The 17,090-nt window shown below is 70.2% G+C and carries 19 protein-coding genes; 8 read left to right on the forward strand and 11 right to left on the reverse strand.

The window, feature by feature from the left end; genetic code table 11:
- Positions 1-75 precede the first annotated feature (75 nt).
- The 6 genes from J3S89_RS07040 to J3S89_RS07065 form a co-directional block, all read right to left on the reverse strand.
- Positions 76-1,122: a sensor histidine kinase gene (locus tag J3S89_RS07040; protein WP_217926845.1), complete on the reverse strand. Its 1,047-nt coding sequence runs from the start codon at positions 1,120-1,122 to the stop codon at positions 76-78.
- A 31-nt stretch (positions 1,123-1,153) separates the two neighbouring features.
- Positions 1,154-1,567 carry a response regulator gene (locus J3S89_RS07045; protein ID WP_217926846.1) on the reverse strand — a complete coding sequence of 138 codons (414 nt, stop codon included), beginning with the start codon at positions 1,565-1,567 and terminating at the stop codon, positions 1,154-1,156.
- Positions 1,568-1,596: 29 nt separating this feature from the next.
- Positions 1,597-3,105: a sensor histidine kinase gene (locus J3S89_RS07050; RefSeq protein WP_217926757.1), complete on the reverse strand. Its 1,509-nt coding sequence runs from the start codon at positions 3,103-3,105 to the stop codon at positions 1,597-1,599.
- A complete protein-coding gene (locus J3S89_RS07055) occupies positions 3,102-3,506 on the reverse strand; it encodes a low affinity iron permease family protein (RefSeq protein WP_217926758.1) in 405 nt (134 codons plus the stop codon). The genes J3S89_RS07050 and J3S89_RS07055 overlap by 4 nt, the downstream gene beginning before the upstream one ends.
- Positions 3,507-3,514: 8 nt before the next feature.
- The gene (locus tag J3S89_RS07060; protein ID WP_217926759.1) at positions 3,515-3,697 is read right to left on the reverse strand and encodes a hypothetical protein; all 183 of its coding nucleotides are present in this window, start codon (positions 3,695-3,697) and stop codon (positions 3,515-3,517) included.
- A gap of 115 nt (positions 3,698-3,812) precedes the next feature.
- Positions 3,813-3,977 (reverse strand): DUF1328 domain-containing protein, encoded by a 165-nt coding sequence (locus J3S89_RS07065; RefSeq protein ID WP_217926760.1) that lies wholly within the window; start codon positions 3,975-3,977, stop codon positions 3,813-3,815.
- Positions 3,978-4,222: 245 nt separating this feature from the next.
- On the opposite strand from J3S89_RS07065, the gene J3S89_RS07070 reads away from it, so the two are divergent.
- The 3 genes from J3S89_RS07070 to J3S89_RS07080 all read left to right on the forward strand — a co-directional run bounded on the left by J3S89_RS07070 (position 4,223) and on the right by J3S89_RS07080 (position 6,521).
- Complete coding sequence (locus J3S89_RS07070) at positions 4,223-4,720, forward strand: Dps family protein (RefSeq protein WP_217926761.1); 498 nt, start codon at positions 4,223-4,225, stop codon at positions 4,718-4,720.
- Between the two features lie 243 nt (positions 4,721-4,963).
- Positions 4,964-5,272, forward strand: coding sequence for a glycine zipper domain-containing protein (locus tag J3S89_RS07075; RefSeq protein WP_230489240.1), 309 nt, complete (start codon positions 4,964-4,966; stop codon positions 5,270-5,272).
- 190 nt (positions 5,273-5,462) lie between these two features.
- The gene (locus tag J3S89_RS07080; RefSeq protein ID WP_217926762.1) at positions 5,463-6,521 is read left to right on the forward strand and encodes a zinc-binding metallopeptidase family protein; all 1,059 of its coding nucleotides are present in this window, start codon (positions 5,463-5,465) and stop codon (positions 6,519-6,521) included.
- Between the two features lie 43 nt (positions 6,522-6,564).
- Here the strand turns inward: J3S89_RS07080 and J3S89_RS07085 are convergent, their stop codons facing one another.
- Both J3S89_RS07085 and J3S89_RS07090 read right to left on the reverse strand, forming a co-directional pair.
- Positions 6,565-7,938, reverse strand: a complete 1,374-nt coding sequence (locus tag J3S89_RS07085) for a sensor histidine kinase (RefSeq protein ID WP_217926763.1) — start codon at positions 7,936-7,938, stop codon at positions 6,565-6,567.
- Positions 7,938-8,654, reverse strand: coding sequence for a response regulator (locus tag J3S89_RS07090; protein ID WP_217926764.1), 717 nt, complete (start codon positions 8,652-8,654; stop codon positions 7,938-7,940). The genes J3S89_RS07085 and J3S89_RS07090 overlap by 1 nt, the downstream gene beginning before the upstream one ends.
- A 195-nt stretch (positions 8,655-8,849) precedes the next feature.
- Between J3S89_RS07090 and J3S89_RS07095 the strand changes: the two genes are divergently transcribed.
- The 5 genes from J3S89_RS07095 (at position 8,850) to J3S89_RS07115 (ending at position 13,102) form a co-directional block, all read left to right on the forward strand.
- Complete coding sequence (locus J3S89_RS07095; RefSeq protein ID WP_217926765.1) at positions 8,850-9,122, forward strand: cysteine rich repeat-containing protein; 273 nt, start codon at positions 8,850-8,852, stop codon at positions 9,120-9,122.
- Positions 9,123-9,189: 67 nt separating this feature from the next.
- Positions 9,190-10,413, forward strand: coding sequence for an efflux RND transporter periplasmic adaptor subunit (locus tag J3S89_RS07100; protein ID WP_217926766.1), 1,224 nt, complete (start codon positions 9,190-9,192; stop codon positions 10,411-10,413).
- Entirely contained in the window at positions 10,410-11,573 is a 1,164-nt protein-coding gene (locus J3S89_RS07105; RefSeq protein WP_217926767.1) for an ABC transporter permease, read from the forward strand. Before J3S89_RS07100 ends, J3S89_RS07105 begins: the two co-directional genes overlap by 4 nt.
- Positions 11,570-12,274 carry an ABC transporter ATP-binding protein gene (locus tag J3S89_RS07110; protein WP_217926768.1) on the forward strand — a complete coding sequence of 235 codons (705 nt, stop codon included), beginning with the start codon at positions 11,570-11,572 and terminating at the stop codon, positions 12,272-12,274. The genes J3S89_RS07105 and J3S89_RS07110 overlap by 4 nt, the downstream gene beginning before the upstream one ends.
- Positions 12,275-12,397: 123 nt before the next feature.
- Positions 12,398-13,102 (forward strand): SH3 domain-containing protein, encoded by a 705-nt coding sequence (locus J3S89_RS07115; protein ID WP_217926769.1) that lies wholly within the window; start codon positions 12,398-12,400, stop codon positions 13,100-13,102.
- A gap of 79 nt (positions 13,103-13,181) precedes the next feature.
- Here the strand turns inward: J3S89_RS07115 and J3S89_RS07120 are convergent, their stop codons facing one another.
- The 3 genes from J3S89_RS07120 to J3S89_RS07130 all read right to left on the reverse strand — a co-directional run bounded on the left by J3S89_RS07120 (position 13,182) and on the right by J3S89_RS07130 (position 17,061).
- The gene (locus J3S89_RS07120) at positions 13,182-15,647 is read right to left on the reverse strand and encodes an ATP-binding protein (protein WP_230489246.1); all 2,466 of its coding nucleotides are present in this window, start codon (positions 15,645-15,647) and stop codon (positions 13,182-13,184) included.
- Positions 15,648-15,881: 234 nt separating this feature from the next.
- Positions 15,882-16,433, reverse strand: coding sequence for a TMEM165/GDT1 family protein (locus J3S89_RS07125; protein WP_217926771.1), 552 nt, complete (start codon positions 16,431-16,433; stop codon positions 15,882-15,884).
- Positions 16,434-16,557: 124 nt separating this feature from the next.
- The gene (locus J3S89_RS07130; protein WP_217926772.1) at positions 16,558-17,061 is read right to left on the reverse strand and encodes an acetone carboxylase subunit gamma; all 504 of its coding nucleotides are present in this window, start codon (positions 17,059-17,061) and stop codon (positions 16,558-16,560) included.
- Positions 17,062-17,090: the final 29 nt, after the last annotated feature.

Here is a 17,090-nt window from a genome sequence, read left to right on the forward strand (position 1 = left end):
CGATCGCGCCCGAGGGCCTTCGCCTCTCCCGCTCTCTCCTCACGAACCACCGCCCCGGCGTCGTGCTGCCGTCCGTCAGGGCGACGGCGAAGGCGAAGGCGAAGGCGCGGGAAAGCGGATGACGGCGGCGGTGCCGACCGGGCGTCGCCGCCAATCGAGCGTCGCCTCGAGCGTGCGGCACATGGCGCCGACGATCTTCGAGCCGAGCCCGGTGCCCTTGACCGGCCCGTCTCCCGACCAGCCGACCCCGTCGTCCTCGACCGAGACCGTGACCGTGTCGCCCTCCACCGCGACGCCGACGCGGATCTCCCCGTCCACCCCCTCGGGATAGGCATATTTGAAGGCGTTGGTGACGAGCTCGCCGACGACGATGCCGAGCGAGACGGCGAGATCGGTCTTCAGGACCAGTGGCCGGAGATCGCGGACGACGCGATGCGCGGTCCCCGCCCCGGAGAGCGAGGTCTGCAACTCCTCGAGCAGATGGCCGAGATACTCGGAGATCTCGACCGCGCCGACGCCGGCCGACGAATAGAGATGGCGATGCACCCCGGCGACCGCCGAGATCCGGCTCTGCGTCTCCTGCAGCGCGCGCTTGGCCTCGTCGTCGTCGACGAGCGAGGCCTGCATCCGCACCATCGCCGCGACCAGGCCGAGCGAATTGGCGACCCGGTGGTTGACCTCGCGCAGCAACAGCTCGGCCCGATCGCGCGCCTCGCGCACCAGCCGCTGATCTTCCGCCCGCGCCTTCTTCAGCCGCCACCGTTCGAACGCCTGTTCGAGCGCGGCCACCAGCAGGTCGTAGAATTCGCCGGAGACGTCCTTGATGACGTAGTCGTCGGCGCCGCTCTTCAGCGCGTCGACCGCCAGCCGCGCGTCGGCCGAGCCGGTGACGTAGACGATCGGCGGCCGCCGGTCGCGCGGCCCGGCCCGCGCCAGGATGTCGAGCCCGGTCTCGGCGGCGAGCGAATGGTCGAGCGCGACGATGTCGATGCCGCCGGCCTCGATCCGGTCGAGCGCCTCCGCGCCGGTCGCCACGTGCACCGCCGCATGGCCGCGCCGCGCCAGCGCCTTGCGCACCAGGGTCGCCAGCGCCGGGTCGTCGTCGACGTGCAGGACCGTCATCGGCCCCACGAGATCCGCGCCATAGGGCAAGTCAGTCGACCTCCGGGATCTGCATCACCGCGAGGAACAGACCGAGCTGTCGGATCGCGTTGGCGAAACTCTCGTAGTTGAGCGGCTTGGTGATGTAGACGTTGGCGCCGAGATCGTAGCAGCGCTGGATCTCGCTCTGGTCGTCGGTGGTGGTGAGCACGATCACCGGCGAGCGCCTGAGGTGCTCGTTCGCCTTGATGCGCGCGAGAATGTCGATCCCGGTCATGTCCGGCAGGTTGAGATCGAGGAGGATGAGGTGCGACCGCCCGGCCGACGACGCACCCGATCCGTCCGCGCCGAAGAGATGGGCGAGCGCCGAGGTGCCGTCGGCGAAGGAGAGGATCTCGTTGGTCACCCCGGCGCGGCGAATGTTCTTCTCGATGAGACGGGCATGGCCTTCGTCGTCCTCGATCATCACGATCACGACGGGTTTGGGGTCTCTCTTCACGTCTCACCTCTCCGGATACGCAACGCCAGATCCTTGGCGACCACCACGCGGAACACGGTACCACCGACACCGTCGCTCGAGACCGTGACGTCTCCGCCCAACCGCCGCGCCATGGCGCGAGTATGGGCGAGACCGATCCCCTCGCCGGGCCGATCCTGCGGACCGGCCCGGCGGAACAACTCGAAGATACGCTCCCGGTCCGCCTCCGCCACGCCGCGCCCGTTGTCCTCGACCTCGAAGATCGCGTCGGCCCGTTCGATCCGGCCGCGCACCACGATACGCCCCGGCCGTTCGGCGACGAGGTATTTCGCCGCGTTGTCGAGGAGGTTGGTGAAGATCTGTTCGAGCCCGGCCCGATCGGAGACGATCGCCGGCAGCCGCCCCTCGATCGTCACCTCCGCCTCGACCTCGTCGAAGCGCTGGCGGATCGCGGCGATGCACTCCTCGACCAGGGCCTGGACGTCGAGGCTCTCCGGCTCCAACAGGCGTCGTCCGGCGCGCGAGAGCTTCAGGATCTCGTTGATGAGCGCGTCCATCCGGTGCATCGACGAGCGGATGAAGCCGAGGGCTTCGGGAATGTCCTCCTCGGCCGCCAGGAAGGCCTGCGCGACGACGGGATCGGAGCGATCGCCGCCGACCTGTTCGAGATGGGCGCGAAGCGCCGCCGTCGCGGTCTCGAGTTCGGCGGTGAAGCCCATGATGTTCACGAGCGGCGCGCGCAGATCGTGGCTGACGATGTAGGCGTAGCGCTGCAATTCGTCGTTGGCGCGCAGCACGCCCTTCGTGCGTTCACCGACCCGCGCCTCCAGATCCTCGTTGGCCTCGATCAGATCGCGCCGCGTCGCCTCGAGTTCACGCACGTGACGCCGCAGAAACGCGGCCGCGCCGATGGCGAGGACGACGATCATCGCCACGCCGAGCGTGATCAGCGTGGTGAGCGTCGCCGAGGCCTCGCGCATGCGCGCCGCGCTGCGGATCCGGTGCGCCGTGGCGATGTCGCGGATCGCGGCGCCCTTGGTGCGCACCGCGTCCATGATCGCCTTGCCGCGGTCGGAGGCGATGACGAGGCGGGTGTCGTCGAGACGCCCCGCCCGCACCTCGGCGAGATTGGACTTCACCAGATCCATCTTGCGGCGCCCCTCGCCGAGCATCTCCTCGACCGCCGCCGCCGGGATCGCCCGGCCCTCGTCGATCTCGGAGGCTCTGAGGCGCAGCTCGGCCGCGTCGCGCTCGAAGTCGACGAGCGCCGAGGCATAGGGTTCGAGATAGCTCTCGGTGTTGGTGATGATGAAGCCGCGCTGCGCCGTCTCCGCGTCGAGAAGATCGGCGATCACCTCGAGCACCAGCCGGTCGACGCGCGCGGCGCGCAGGGCCTCGTCCGCCTCCCGCTGGGCGCGGCCGGAATAGACGAAGGCGGCCGACACGATGGTGAACAGGGCCACCGCGCCGACCGACAGGAGAAGGGCGTTGTAACCGGCGAAGGACCGCCAGAAGGCTCTCGTCACGCGGGCACCCCCGGGGATCGCGTCTCGCCGGACGCCGACGCGGTCCGTTCGATTTCGCGTTTCAAGCGCTCGACCACCGTGTCGTCGAGATCCTCGATGCCGACCAGACGATCGCGCGCCTCGCGCGTCGCGTGGATGAGTTCGTCGAGTTTCACCTGGATCGCCATCCCATCGCGGTTCTGCGCGTTCTGAATGACGAACACCATCAGGAAGGTGACGATGGTGGTGCCGGTGTTGACGACGAGCTGCCAGGTGTCCGACCAGCCGAAGAGCGGCCCGGTGAACGCCCAGACGACGATCACCGCGCAGGCGGCGACGAAGGCCGCGGGGCGCCCGGAAAGCGTCGCCATCCGGCCGGCGAAGCGGCCGAAGAGCGAGGTGGGTTTCGTATCCTTCGCCATGGCGGACCTCACATGCGCGCCGGTTCGAGCGGATCGGCCGGCCGGCGCGCGGCGGCGAGCGACGGGTTCCCGAAGGTCCTTGCGTAGAGACTACCCCAGAAGACGCCGCCGATCGCCCCGCCGGAGACGAGATCGATCGTGCGACGCGCCGCATCGGGGCCGGCGTCGACGATGGCGAAGAATAGGCTCATGGCGGACCTCCCGAGGTCGAGACCGCCGAAGCGGTTTCGGATCGAACGCGCGACCGGCGTTTCGGTTCCCGCGTTCGGACGGATGTCACGACGAAGGCGGCGGCGGAACGCCGCCTCACATGCCGGCCAGCACCTGCGACACGAACGAGATCAGGAACAGGATCAGGAACACGCCGAAGAGAATGCGGGCGATGCCGGCAGAGGTCGCGGCGATGCCGGTGAAGCCGAACACGGCGGCGATCAGCGCGACCACCAGGAAGACGAGGGACCAGTGCAACATGGGAGGTTCTCCTTTCGAATTTCCCATGCAACGCGCCGCCCCCTCGTCGGTTCCGATCCGGACGACAAATCGTCTCGCGTGAAAAAGCGCGATCCGGCCGGAACCACACCGGCGAGAGAAGCGTTGTCGCTCCAGGATGAGGAGGAAGCGCTCTTCCGGCGCGGTCCTCATCGGCAATCGAACACCTTCCAGGAACGAAGAACCGCGCGCGACGGCGTCCGCGCGGCTCGGGAAAGGACGACATCATGGCCAACGTTTCCGCTGTTCGACGCTCGAAGCCCAGAAGCGAGCCGATCGGCACGGGTCTCGACCCCGAAGCCTGCGCGCGCACCGCCACCGCGCTGCAGTCGATCCTCGGCGCGACCTATCGTCTGCTGGTCAAGACCCAGATCCATCACTGGAACGTGGTCGGCCCGCTGTTCCATCCGATCCACGTGACGACCGAGGCGCACTACGAGAACCTCTTCGCCGCCGTCGACACGCTCGCCGAGCGCATCCGCGCCCTCGGCCATCCGACCGAGCCGCCGGTGATCGGCACCGAGAAGCCGAAGGTGGCCGAGATGAGCGCGGCCGATCTGCTCGCCGACCTCGTCGCCGACCACGAGGCGCTCTGCCGCGAGATGCGCGAGGCCGCCGCCACCGCCGAGGAGGCCGGCGACATCGTCACCAACGACATGTTGGTCGAGCGCCTGACCTTCCACGAGAAGGCAGTGTGGATGTTGCGAGCGATGCTCGCGAACTGACCGACCTTCCCCTCGCGACGACCCCGACGCCGCGCGCCCCGGGCCGCGCGGCAAGGCCCCCCTCTCGCCGAAAAGGTAGACGCCCATGGCTCGCGGTCTCCTCCTCTGGCTCCTCGGCGTGCCGATCCCGATCATCATCCTGATCGCGCTCCTCTATCGCTGACCCGAGACGCGCGGCGGCGGGCCTCGCCCCCGCCCGCTCTCCACGTCCCTCCGATCGATCCTCCGAGAAAGGCTCCCTCCATGTCCCTGCCGTCCGTGATCACCCCCCGGCGCCTCGCCGTCGCCTCCACCTTCGCGCTCGCCCTCACGCTCGGCGCCTGCGCCAGCCCGCGTGACCAGCGCATGCTCGACGGCGCCCTGATCGGCGGCGCCGGCGGCGCGGCGGTCGGCGCCATCGCCACCGGCACCGGCGGCGGCGCGGTGGTCGGCGGCGTCGCCGGTGCCGCCGCCGGCGCCGTCATCGCCGACGCGACCCGCCCCCGCCACGCGCGCGGCAAGACCTGCTGGTGGTCCGACACCCTCCATCGCCGCGTCTGCCGCTGGCGCTGACCGTCCCTCCCGGGGCCGCCCTCGGCGCGACCGCAGGCGCCCCGCCTCGCCGTCCCCGGTGAAACGGCGATCTCGTCCCGCGCGCAGGCGTGGTACTGATCCGACCGCCGTCTCTCGAACGACGCGGACGTCGCCACCGATCGGAGGCGGCGTCCGTGTCGTTCGGCCGTCGTCTCGAGGAGGATCGACGATGCGTCTCTTTCGGTGCGACGCCTGCGACAACACCGTCCATTTCGACAATGCCGCCTGCGTCGTCTGCCACCGGCACCTCGGCTGGCGCCCCGACGCCTTCGCCATGACCGCGCTGGAACCCTCGGGCGAGGCCTTCCATTTCCCCACGCTCGGCCGCGATTTCGCCTATTGCGCCAATGCCGCGCACGACGCCTGCAACTGGCTTCTGCCAATCGAGCGGGCCGGCGAGCTCTGCCCGGCCTGCCGCCACAACCGCACCATCCCCGCCCTCGACGTGCCGGAGAACCTCGCCGCCTTTCGCCGCATCACCCGCGACGAACGCCACCTCTTCTATTCGCTCCTGCGCTGGCGGCTCGCCGCCCCGACCCGGCTCGAGGATCCGGTCTCGGGCCTCGCCTTCGATTTTCTCGCCGACGAGATCGCCGCCGACGGCACCGTCGTGCCGGTCCTGACCGGCCACGCCGAGGGCGTGATCACGATCGCGGTCAAGGAGGCCGACGACGCCGAACGCGAGCGCCGACGCACCGACCTCGGCGAGCCCTATCGCACGCTGCTCGGCCATTTCCGTCACGAGATCGGGCACTTCTGGTGGGATCGCCTCGTCCGCGACGGCGGTCGTCTCGAGGCCTTTCGCGCCGTCTTCGGCGACGAGCGTCTCGACTACGGCACCGCGCTCGCCCGCCATTACGACCAGGGCCCGCCGCCCGATTGGGCCCAGCGCTTCGTCAGCGCCTATGCCTCGAGCCACCCCTGGGAGGACTTCGCCGAGACCTGGGCCCATCACATGCACATGGTCGACACGCTGGAGACCGCCGGCGCCTTCGGCCTGGCGCTCGCCCCACACGGTTCGGTGCGCGGGGAATTGGCGCTCGAGCTCGACTTCGATCCTTACGCCGTCGCCGACTTCCGCCCGCTGGCGGCGGCCTGGCCGCCTCTGACGGTCGCCCTCAACGCCATCAACCGCTCCCTCGGTCAGCGCGACGTCTACCCCTTCGTCTCCACCCCGACGATCGAGGCGAAGCTCGCCTTCGTCCACGGCCTGATCCCGTTCGGGTGAGGCGCCGCTCCCCGGTCTCCCGCCGGTCGCCGGCGAGACGCCCTCACGCGGCGAAGAGCGGAAAGCTCAGGACGACGCGCGCGCCACCGGCCTCGGATCGGCCGATCTCGATGGTCCCGTCCTGGGCCTCGACCAGCGTGCGCACCACCGCGAGGCCGAGCCCGGCGCCGCCGGTGCGACGCGCCCGTGAGGGTTCGCCGCGCACGAAGGGCTCGAACAGGAGAGCGGCGGCCTCCGGCGCGATGCCGCTGCCGGCGTCGCTCACCGAGACGATCGCCCGGCCCTGGCGCTCCTCGAGATCCACCGTCGCCTCTCGGCCGAACTTCACCGCGTTGTCGACCAGATTGGCGACGATGCGGCGGAAGGCGGTGCGATCGAGGAGGACCGGCAGCTCCCGCGACGCGGGCGGCGCGACGCCGAGGCGGATCGGCCCGCCGGAGGCGCCGAGATCGGCCACCTCCTGGCGGATCAGCGCGGCGAGATCGACGAGTTCCTGGTCGAGCCGGCCGACCCCGGCGCGGGCGGTGAGGAGCGCATTGTCGAGAAGGCCGATCATGTCGTCGATGTCGGCGATCGCCTTGTCGCGCTCGCTCGGATCGGCGATGTGCTCGACGCGCAGCCGCAGCCGCGTGGCGAAGGAGCGGACGTCGTGCTGAACCCCTCCGATCAGGGCGAAACGGCCGGCGATCAGCGCCTGGAGGCGCGTCTGCATGCGCTCGAAGGCGGTCAGGAGGGTGACGGTCTCGGGCGCGCGCACCGAGATCGCCGGCAGCGCGACCGGAGTGCCGGTCGGATCGATACGGTCGACGGCGGCGGCGAGCGCCGTCAACGGCCGGATCTCGCGATGCAGGAGCACCAGGGCGGCCAGCGCGAAGATCGTCCCGAAGAGCCCGGCGCCGACGCCGGCCGGCAGGCCGAAGAGGGTGACGACGAAGGGCGTGCGCGTGTCGAGACGCAGGATCGCGCCGTCGGCGAGGCGCAGACGAAACCGCAGCGCACCGATCGCCGAGGCGAACAACGACGACGGCCCGAAGGTCTGACGCGGCCGGCCGAGCCGATGGATCGACAAGAGACGATCCCCGATCAGCGCGGTGTATTCGACGAAATCCGCCGCGTCGCGCAGGTCGTCCCCGATCTCCGGCTCGTCGGTCTCCGGCACGGTGGCGGCGGCCCGCGGCGGCTCGAGCGTCGCGCTCAGGATCGACGAGGAGATCGCCTCGAGGAGCTCGTCGCGGGTGCCCGGCGCCGCCGCCGAGAGAGCATCGGCGATGGCGCGGATCTGGGTCACCGGCGGGCGCGTGGCGGCGCGGTCGAGCCCGTTCGAGCGATAATAGGCGGCGACCAGCGCGATCCACAGCGTCAGCAGGAGGGCGACGCCGATGGCCACGAGGCGGGTGGTGAGGCCGAGACGCACCATCACGGCACCATGCGGACGGGGGCGGTCAGGAGATAACCGCCGTTACGGATCGTGCCGATCAGCCGATTGTCGGGATCGAGCGTCTCGAACTTCTTGCGCAGCCGCGACACGGTGATGTCGACGGTCCGGTCGAAGGGATCGGCGCTGCGGCCATGGGTCCAGTCGAGGATCTGGTCGCGCGACAGCACCCGGCGGGGATGGAGGACGAAACAGGCGAGGAGATCGAACTCCGCGCTGGTCAGCGCGACATGCTCGCCGGTGTCGTCGGTGACCAGACGCGCGTCGAGATCGACCACGAAACGGTCGAACGCGTAGCGGCGCGACACCGGACGGGACGGCCGGACCTCGGCGCGGCGCAGCAGGGCACGAATGCGGGCGACCAGGACGCGCGGTGAGAAGGGCTTGGCGAGATAGTCGTCCGCCCCGATCTCGAGGCCGACGACGCAGTCGGTCTCGTCGCTCTTGGCGGTCAGCATCAGGATCGGGATCGTCGCCTCGGCGCGGAGGCGGCGACAGATCGACAGCCCGTCCTCGCCCGGCAGCATCAGATCGAGCACGATCAGATCGGGCCGGGCGCGGTGCAGCGCGTCGTCGAGCTCACGGCCGTCCTGCACGGTCTCGACCGTCCACCCCTCGCGCGCCAGGAGCGCGCCGACGAGCCGCGCGATCTCGGGATCGTCGTCGACGACGAGGATTTTGCGTGGGTTCGTGTTCATGGAGCGAAGGGTCGTTCAGCGCGCCGGCCGTTTCAAGGCCGGAGTCCGCCTCGTTACAAATCGCTACATTGGGCGACGAAATCCAACATTTCGAAGGATCTCGTCCATCCTGGCGATACGCGGCGCCCCCAGTCTGAGGCCTCCCGTCGACCTCCCCCCTGTCGACGCCCCTCCGACCGAAGGAAAGGTCTTCCCATGGCCCCGATCCGCCGCCCTCCCATCGCCGCGACCGCCGTCGCTCTCGCCGTCGCCGGTCTCCTCGCCACCGGCCCCGCGCGCGCTCAGACGCTCTCGCCGGAGATGCAGCGCCAGATCCGGGCCGTCGGCGCCGCGTGCCGTACCGACATTCGCAAATATTGCGAGGGCGTGCAGCCCGGCGGCGGGCGCATCGCCGCCTGTCTCGACACCCGGCGGGAGGCGTTGAGCGCCGACTGTCGCGCCGCCTTCGACGCGATCCGCCGGCAGTGACGGGATGAGTGTTCTCTCGTCGCCGCTCGCGGGGCCGGCCGGCTCGGGGACGTCGAACGACCCCTCGATGCGCCGGACGGACGCCCCGGCCCAGCGTCCGGCCGAGGAGACGCCGACCTTCGTACCGCGCCCCCCTTCGCGGCCGAACCGTGGCGCGTCTCGGATCGTCCTCCTCCCCCTGATGGCCGGCCTCCTCGCGCTGGCCTGGGCGGGCGATCGATGGCTGGTGCCGCGAGCGGCGGCGCGCGTGGTGGTGATGCCGGGCGATCTCGCGATCGATCTCTCCGGACCGGCGACCCTCGACGCCACCCGCCGCAGTTCGATCGCCTCGCGTCTGACCGGCGTCGTCGCGACGATGGCGGTCGACCGCGACGACGTGGTGACCCGGGGCCGCGTGATCGCCACCCTCGACGCCGACGATCTGAGGCGGGACCTGGACTCGGCGCGGGCCACCGGCCGGTCCGCCCGCGAGGCGGTCTCCGTCGCCCGCGCCGAGGAAGCCCGGTCGGAGGCGGCCCTCGCCAATGCCCTCGCCACTCTCGACCGGCAGGACGCCCTGTTCGTGAAGGGCGTCACCACCGAGGCGGCCCGGGACGCGGCTTCCTCGACCCATCGACAGGCCGCCGCCGATCTCGCCCGGGCGAAGGCGGCGGTCGATCAGGCGATCGCTCAGGCCGCCGCCGCCGACGCCGCCGCCGAACAGCGGAGCGTCAGGCTCGGCGAGGCGATCATCCGCGCGCCCATGGACGGGGTCGTGATCTCGCGCGGCCGTTGGATCGGCGACACCGTCGGTCCGAGCACCGAGATCGTCGAGATCGTCGACCCCGCCTCGATCGTCTTCACCGCCCGTCTCGACGAGAGCGCGATCGCCCGCCTCGCCCCGGGCCAGACGGCGACGATCCGACCCGCCGGCGGGCGGGCGATCGCGGCCGAGGTCTTGCGCGTCGCCCGCCGGGTCGACACCGAGACGCGAGAGTTCACCGCCGATCTGAGACCCGTCGCTCTCCCGCCCGATTGGGCGATCGGCCGACGCGCCGTCGCCACGATCACGGTCGAGATCCGGCGCGACGTGCTCGCGGTTCCGATCGGCGCGATCGATCGGCGCGACGGCGCGCCCGTCGTCTGGGTCGACGTCGACGGCCGGGCGTGGCGCCGGGCGGTCGAGATCGGCGCGATCGGCGGCGATCGGATCGAAGTCGTGAAGGGGCTCGCCGCCGGCGACGTGGTGCTGACCGAGCCGCGGTCGCTCCACCCGGGCATGCGCGTCACGGCCGGGGACGAGCGCCGATGAACCTCGCCCTCGCCGACGTCCGCCACGGTTTCCTGCGCTTCTTCCTGACGATGATCGGGGTCGGCTTCCTGGTCATGGCGGCGACCGGCATGATCGGCCTCTATCGCGGCATCGTCGGCGACGCGCTCCTGATCGTCGACCGCATCGGCGCCGATCTCTGGGTCGTCCAGGGCGGCCGCGCCGGTCCCTTCTCGGAGAGTTCGGCGATCTCCGCCGATGTCGACCGGCGCTGCGCGGGCGTCCCCGGCGTCGGCTCGGTGCGCCGGTTCGCTCAGATCAGCCGGCAATTCTCGTTCGAGGGCCGCGAGCTGCGCGCCGCGATCACCGGGCTCGACGCCCCGACCGATCGCGGCGACTGGTTGACGCTCGCCTCGGGGCGCACGCTCGCCGCCGGCCATTTCGAGGCGATCGCCGACGAGAGCATCGGTCTGCGGCTCGGCGATCGGTTCGCCCTCGCCCACGACGACTACACGGTGGTCGGCACCACGCGCGGCATGGTCGACGCGAGCGGCGACGGATTGATGTTCCTCACCGTGGCCGACGTCTCGGCCATCGCCCGGACGCGCAGCGCCGAGGAGATCCTGCTCGCCCGCGCCGCGGCCGGCGCGACCACGGCGGCGGCGCCGACCGGCAGCTCGGTTCCGCAGGACGGCAAGATCTCGGCGATTCTCCTCACCCTCTCCCCGGGCGCCGACGAGACCGAGGTCCGATCGCGTCTTCTCGCCTGGGGCGACGTCGCCGTGCTGTCGCGCGCCGACCAGCGCTCGCTGCTGCTCGATCAACGGCTGTGGCGTCTGCGCCTGCAGATCCTCGCCTTCACGGGGGTCCTCATGGTGGTGATGTCGATCGTGATCTCGCTGATCATCTACATGCTGACCCTGGAGAAGCTGCATCAGATCGCCATGCTGAAGCTGATCGGCGCGCGCAATCGGGTGATCGTCGCGATGATCCTCGAGCAGTCCTATCTGATCGGCGCCGGCGCCCTCGGTCTCGGCCTCCTCATGTCGATGCTGGTGTTTCCGCATTTTCCACGCCGGGTGATCATCGCTCCGCTCGACTTCACGCTGCTGTCGCTGGTGGTCGGCGTGGTGTGCGGTCTCGCCGGGCTGCTCGGCATCTCGCGCGCCCTGCGGGTCCGCGCGCAGGAGGTGCTGTCGTGAACGGCGGGCCGGTCCTCGCGGTGCGAGACGCGACGCGCCGCTACGCGAGCGGCGACACGGTGGTGACGGCGCTCGACGGCGTCTCCTTCGAGGTCCACGCCGGCGAACTGGTCGCCGTCGTCGGGCCGAGCGGTTCGGGCAAGAGCACGCTCCTGCTGATCGCCGGTCTGCTCGAGCCGCCCTCGGCCGGCGACGTGCGGTTTCACGGCGCGCGCGTCTCCGACCCCGGCGCCGATCTCGATCGGCTGCGCGACTTCCGTCGCCGCAACATCGGCTTCGTCTTTCAGAAGGCCAATCTCATCCCGTTCCTGACGGCGGGCGAGAACGTCGCCCTGGCGATGGAGATCGACGACGTGCCGCCCCGCGACGCCCGGCGCCATGCCGAACGTCTCCTCGACGGGCTGGGGCTCGGTTCGCGCGTCGGCAATCTGCCGACGCGGCTCTCCGGCGGCGAGCAACAACGGGTCGCGATCGCCCGCGCGCTCGCCAACGATCCGGCGCTGCTCCTCGTCGACGAGCCGACCGCCGCCCTCGATGGACGCCGAGGCCGCCAGGTGATCGGCCTCTTCCGCCGCATCGCCGACGAGCGCGGCGCGGCGATCGTCGTGGTCACCCACGATCTGCGGGCGGCCGACCATTTCGATCGGACCATCGAGCTGATCGACGGCCGCATCGTCGACGAACGCGGACGCGGCGGCTGAAACGCACCGACACGGATCGAAACGAAATGCCACGGAGCCGAGATCCTCGCGCAAAGCACGCGACGCAGGATCGGCGCCAGGACCGGCCGTTCCCGCGCCGGTCACAAGACGAGGAACCAACTCATGATAAGACGCCTTCTCGCGGCCGGCGCGCTCGTTCTCGCCCTCGCCCTCCCCACCGCGACGCTCGCCGCCGCGCCCGCCGTCACCGTCGGCACGGTCAATCTGCGCGCCGGCCCGTCGACCGGCTATCCCGTGGTCACCGTGGTGCCGGCCGGGACGGCGATCGTCACCCACGGCTGTCTCGCCGACTACGGTTGGTGCGACGTCGGGATCGGGCCGGTGCGCGGCTGGATGTCGGCGCGCTGGATCCTCGTCTCGCGGGCGGGCGCGACGGTGGTGCTGACGCCGGCCGTCGCCACCACCGTCGGCATCGGCGTGGTGACCTTCGGCAAGGTCTATTGGGACAGCCATTACGCGACCTACCCCTGGTATCGCCGCTGGGCGACCTACGCGCCGGGGCCGATCCCGGGACCCGTGCCGGGGCCGGTCTACGGCGGCCGGGTGACCTCGCACACGCGCGCCGTCGAATGCGCCGACGGAAGCTGCACCGGCACCAGCGCCGCCACCGGCTGGCGCGGCGGTTCGACCGCCCAGACCCGCACCTGCGCCGACGGAAGCTGCACCGCCACCCGCGAGACCACCGGCCCGCGCGGCGGCACCCTCGACCGGACGCGGACCTGCAGCGGCCCGGATCGGTCCTGTTCGGTGATGCGCACGGGGCCGCACGGCGGCACGATGGAACGCTCGCGCGCCTTCCGCCACTGAGGCTGCCGGTAGCCCCGACGATCGCGGACGGGCGCCGCCCCTCGGGGGGCGCGCCCGCCCGGCGCCACCCGCGAGACCGTCAGCCGGAGGCTTCGACCGGATGCGGATGCGCCGTCGAACCGACGGCGCCGGCATCGGCATGCGCCGACGTCCTCATCGCCGCGACGAGCGCGGAGAGGAGCTTTTCGACCGTCACCGGCTTGGTGACGAACGCATCCGCGCCGGCGGCGAGCGCCGCGTCGCGGTCCTCCGCCAAGGCGTTCGCGGTCAAGGCGACGATCGGGATCTCCGCCGTCGCGCGATCGCCGGACCGGATGAGCCGCGTCGCCGTCAATCCGTCCATCACCGGCATCATCATGTCCATCAGGACGAGGTCGAAGCGACCGACCGCGAGAGCCTCGACCGCCGCGCGGCCATCCGCGACGGCGACCACGCGATGTCCCATCTTCTCGAGCAACCGGGTCGCGACGAGCGTGTTGGTCGGATTGTCCTCGGCGAGGAGAACGTCGAGCCCGATCCCCCCGACCGGCGACGCCTCGGCGGCCGGTACCGAGACGACTGCGCCCTCCGGCGCGTCCGCCGCCGCGATCTCCAGGGGGACGACGACGGTGAACGTCGAACCTTCCCCGAGACGGCTGGCGACGTCGATGCGTCCGCCCATCTTCTCGACGAGCTCCCGCGAGATCGCCAGACCGAGGCCGGTGCCGCCGAAGCGGCGCGTGATCGACCCGTCGAGCTGCGAGAATTTCACGAAGAGATGGCCGAGATCCTCCTCGGCGATCCCGATGCCGGTGTCCTCGACGCGGATCCGCAGAGCGGCGACGTCGGAGAAGAGACACTCGCTCTCGAGATCGACACGGACGGCGACGGTGCCCGCTTCCGTGAACTTCACCGCGTTGCCGAGGAGATTGACCAGGACCTGACGCAGACGTCCGGCGTCGCCCGACAGAACCGCCGGCACCGCCGCGTCGAGATCGACCTCGATCGTCAGCCCCTTCTCCTGCGCCCGCGGCGCGACCAGATCGGTCGCGGTTCGAACCAGCGCCGCGACCTCGAACGGCCGCCGCTCGAACCCGACCCGGTCGGCCTCGAGCTTGGTGATGTCGAGGATGTCGTCGATGATCTGCAGGAGATGTTCCGCGGATCGGCGCATCGTCCGCAGATAGAGGGCCCGCTCTTCGGCGTCGTCCTCCTGCTCGAGCAGGCCGATCGTTCCGACGACGCCGTTGAGCGGCGTCCGCAATTCGTGGCTCATCGTCGCCAGGAACGCCGTGCGGGCGCGCGTGGCGGCCTCCGCCCGATCGCGCGCCTCGGCGAGAACCGCCGCGTTGCGCCGATGGATGGAAATGTCGGTCAGGGTGACGAGCATCCCGCCGTCGGGCATCTCCGTGGTGGAGATTTCGACGTCGCGCCCGGCGATCTGGTCGTCGCGCGTGTCGTCCTCGCGAATGTCGAGCGCGAAGAGGCGGACGAGGTGATCGGGAAACGGCTCGCCGACCTGCGGCGCCGTCGCCAGATCCAGAAGGACCACCGCGCGCCGGTTGATCACCCGCAGCCGCCCGTCGCCGTCGTACATGACGATCCCCTGGCCGACCCGAGCGAGCGTCGCCTCGAGTTCCTGAGACTTGCGCGCGATCCGCCGTCCGTCGGCGAGCCGCCCGCGCGTCGCCCGGATCAACCGCACTTCGTGGCCGATGCCGATGACCATCAGCGCGGCCACGGCGATGCTCACGCCCAGGGCCGACCAGACGAGCCAGCGCCGCTTCTCGAGATGCGGCGCGAGCACTTCCGCCTCGTCCTCGGCCACGCTCACGAACAGCGGAAAATCCTTCAAGTGGCGGAAGGCGATCATCCGTTCGCCGGCGCCGACCGGCCCCTCCCCGCGATAGAGACCTTCCACCGAACCCTGCATGGCGCGATGCAGCGGCGTCCCGACGATCGACCGGCCGAGAGTCTCGCGATCGAGCCCGCCGCGCGCGCGGATGACGCCGTCGTCGCCGATCAGCGTGATGGCGCCGTTCTTGCCGAGATCGATGCGGTCGAAGAAGTTGGAGAGGTTGTAGGGATCGAGCGAAGCGACCAGCACGCCCCCGAACGACCCGTCGGGATTGGAGACGCGCCGGGTGAGCTGGATCGTCCATTTCCCGGTGGCGCGGCCCAGAACCGGCTTGGAGACGAAGAGTTCGTCGCCGGCGCGCTCGGCATGGACGCGGAAATGCTCTCGGTCGGACAGGTCCATGTGCGTGGCGCGGCGGTCGACGTTGGTCGAGACGAGGACCCCGTCGGCGCCGATCAGAGCCATCTGGACGGTCGTGTCGCGCAGGAAATACGAATTCGTCGTCCACGCCGGCAGATCGAAGTCCGTCGGTTCGCTCTCGCGCGCGTGGCGCAGAAAGATGAGGTTCTTGTCGATGCTCTTGATCGTGTTCGAGACGTATTCGTCGAAGACGCGAGCGATGTTGGTCGTCTTCGCGATCGCCGCGTCGACCGTCCACTTCCGATCCATGTCGAGATAGGCGTAGACGCCACCCCACACCAGAACCACTACGAGCAACGTGAGAAACGTCGAAAGACGAAGCACCGCCTTGGAGAAATCTCCAGGCGCCCGAGCGTCATCAGTCTCGGTCTCGACGGAACGCATCGACGGCATCCTCTTCCATCGAGGCGGAAGAATGCCGGACCGGAATGGATTTATTTCGAAAAGAGAATTTAAAAGTTTAAGCACCCCGCTTTTTCCGCCCCGCTCGACGACGACGGACCGCCCCGGCTCTGCGCCGCCTCAGACGAGCGTCGCGACGGCGAGGCCGACGAAGACGGCGGCGGTGAGCGGCCGCACGTGGCGTCCGTCGAGACGGCGCATCAGGGCCCCGCCGAGAAGAACCGCCGGCACGTTCGCCAGCATCATGCCGATCGTCGTCCCGGCGGTGACACCGGCCACGTCGCCGAAGCGCGAGCCGAGCGCGACGGTGGCCAACTGCGTCTTGTCGCCCATCTCGGCGAGAAAGAAGGCGAGCACGGTCGCCACGAAGACGCCGCCCCTCGGCGGCCGATCGTCGTCGGCGTCCAGCCGGTCGGGGATCAGGATCCAGACGGCCATGACCAGGAACGAGGCCGCCGTCACCCGGCGAAAGATCTCCGGAGAAAAGGCCGAGGCGATCTCGACGCCGACCAGCGCGGCCGGCAGGTGATTGGCGAGCGTCGCCACCAGAATCCCGAGGAGGATCGGCCCCGGCCGGCGCCAACGCCCGGCGAGAACCATCGAGAGGATTTGCGTCTTGTCGCCGGTCTCGGCGAGCGCCACCACGGCGGCGGATGTGATCGTCGCATCCATCGGCGTCTTCCAAGGCTCCACATCGGGCCGTCACGGTCGCGGCGGGAACGTCGCCCGGGGGGGTGAACCGGCGCGGCATCGCCGCCGGCGGGAGGAGCCGGCGGCGACGTCGCGAGGGCGCGGATCAGGCCCGTTCAGGGACGGGCAGGTTCACCCAGTCGCGATAGAAGGCCTCGATGTCCGGTTCGAAGTCGTGGATCACCGGGTACCACGGCGTCGGCGCTTCGACGTCGTGCATCGCGCCGCACTTCGGGCAGTAGTATTCGCGATAGACCTGCCAGTTGGTGTCCGGCGCCATCAGCTTGGGATAGACGTCGACCATCGCTTCCTCGGTGTCGCGAACGTAGACCACCGCGTTCAGCTTCCAGTTCTCGCGGTAGTCGCCGAAGTCGTGACCGCAGTCGCACATGGTCACCCACGCCTTCGTATCGGCCTTCTGGACGATGTGGAGATGGGGGCCGAGCGGCAGGACGATCTTGTCCTTGAACTTCACCTTGCTCTGCAGGGCGGCGACGTATTGCGCGAAGCGATCGTGGTCCTTCGGCATGGAGAGCATGCGGAACATGGTCTCCCAGTCGAGAGTGCCGTCGATCAGATGAGAGACTTGCTCGTTGGTGTAGGACGACATGGGATTTCCTCCTGACGTTTGGTTCGTGC

This window comes from Pinisolibacter aquiterrae (genome assembly GCF_019160155.1).
Taxonomy (GTDB): Bacteria; Pseudomonadota; Alphaproteobacteria; order Rhizobiales; family Ancalomicrobiaceae; genus Pinisolibacter; species Pinisolibacter aquiterrae.

What these genes read in the sequence shown, in the direction of transcription:
- J3S89_RS07045 (WP_217926846.1), bottom strand. Translation starts at nt 1,567, where the DNA reads ATGATCGAGGACGACGAAGGCCATGCCCGTCTCATCGAGAAGAACATT.
- J3S89_RS07105 (WP_217926767.1), top strand. Translation starts at nt 10,410, where the DNA reads ATGAACCTCGCCCTCGCCGACGTCCGCCACGGTTTCCTGCGCTTCTTC.
- J3S89_RS07055 (WP_217926758.1), bottom strand. Translation starts at nt 3,506, where the DNA reads ATGGCGAAGGATACGAAACCCACCTCGCTCTTCGGCCGCTTCGCCGGC.
- J3S89_RS07065 (WP_217926760.1), bottom strand. Translation starts at nt 3,977, where the DNA reads ATGTTGCACTGGTCCCTCGTCTTCCTGGTGGTCGCGCTGATCGCCGCC.
- J3S89_RS07070 (WP_217926761.1), top strand. Translation starts at nt 4,223, where the DNA reads ATGGCCAACGTTTCCGCTGTTCGACGCTCGAAGCCCAGAAGCGAGCCG.
- J3S89_RS07040 (WP_217926845.1), bottom strand. Translation starts at nt 1,122, where the DNA reads ATGACGGTCCTGCACGTCGACGACGACCCGGCGCTGGCGACCCTGGTG.
- J3S89_RS07080 (WP_217926762.1), top strand. Translation starts at nt 5,463, where the DNA reads ATGCGTCTCTTTCGGTGCGACGCCTGCGACAACACCGTCCATTTCGAC.
- J3S89_RS07090 (WP_217926764.1), bottom strand. Translation starts at nt 8,654, where the DNA reads ATGAACACGAACCCACGCAAAATCCTCGTCGTCGACGACGATCCCGAG.
- J3S89_RS07115 (WP_217926769.1), top strand. Translation starts at nt 12,398, where the DNA reads ATGATAAGACGCCTTCTCGCGGCCGGCGCGCTCGTTCTCGCCCTCGCC.
- J3S89_RS07075 (WP_230489240.1), top strand. Translation starts at nt 4,964, where the DNA reads ATGTCCCTGCCGTCCGTGATCACCCCCCGGCGCCTCGCCGTCGCCTCC.
- J3S89_RS07100 (WP_217926766.1), top strand. Translation starts at nt 9,190, where the DNA reads ATGCGCCGGACGGACGCCCCGGCCCAGCGTCCGGCCGAGGAGACGCCG.
- J3S89_RS07125 (WP_217926771.1), bottom strand. Translation starts at nt 16,433, where the DNA reads ATGGATGCGACGATCACATCCGCCGCCGTGGTGGCGCTCGCCGAGACC.
- J3S89_RS07085 (WP_217926763.1), bottom strand. Translation starts at nt 7,938, where the DNA reads ATGGTGCGTCTCGGCCTCACCACCCGCCTCGTGGCCATCGGCGTCGCC.
- J3S89_RS07095 (WP_217926765.1), top strand. Translation starts at nt 8,850, where the DNA reads ATGGCCCCGATCCGCCGCCCTCCCATCGCCGCGACCGCCGTCGCTCTC.
- J3S89_RS07060 (WP_217926759.1), bottom strand. Translation starts at nt 3,697, where the DNA reads ATGAGCCTATTCTTCGCCATCGTCGACGCCGGCCCCGATGCGGCGCGT.
- J3S89_RS07130 (WP_217926772.1), bottom strand. Translation starts at nt 17,061, where the DNA reads ATGTCGTCCTACACCAACGAGCAAGTCTCTCATCTGATCGACGGCACT.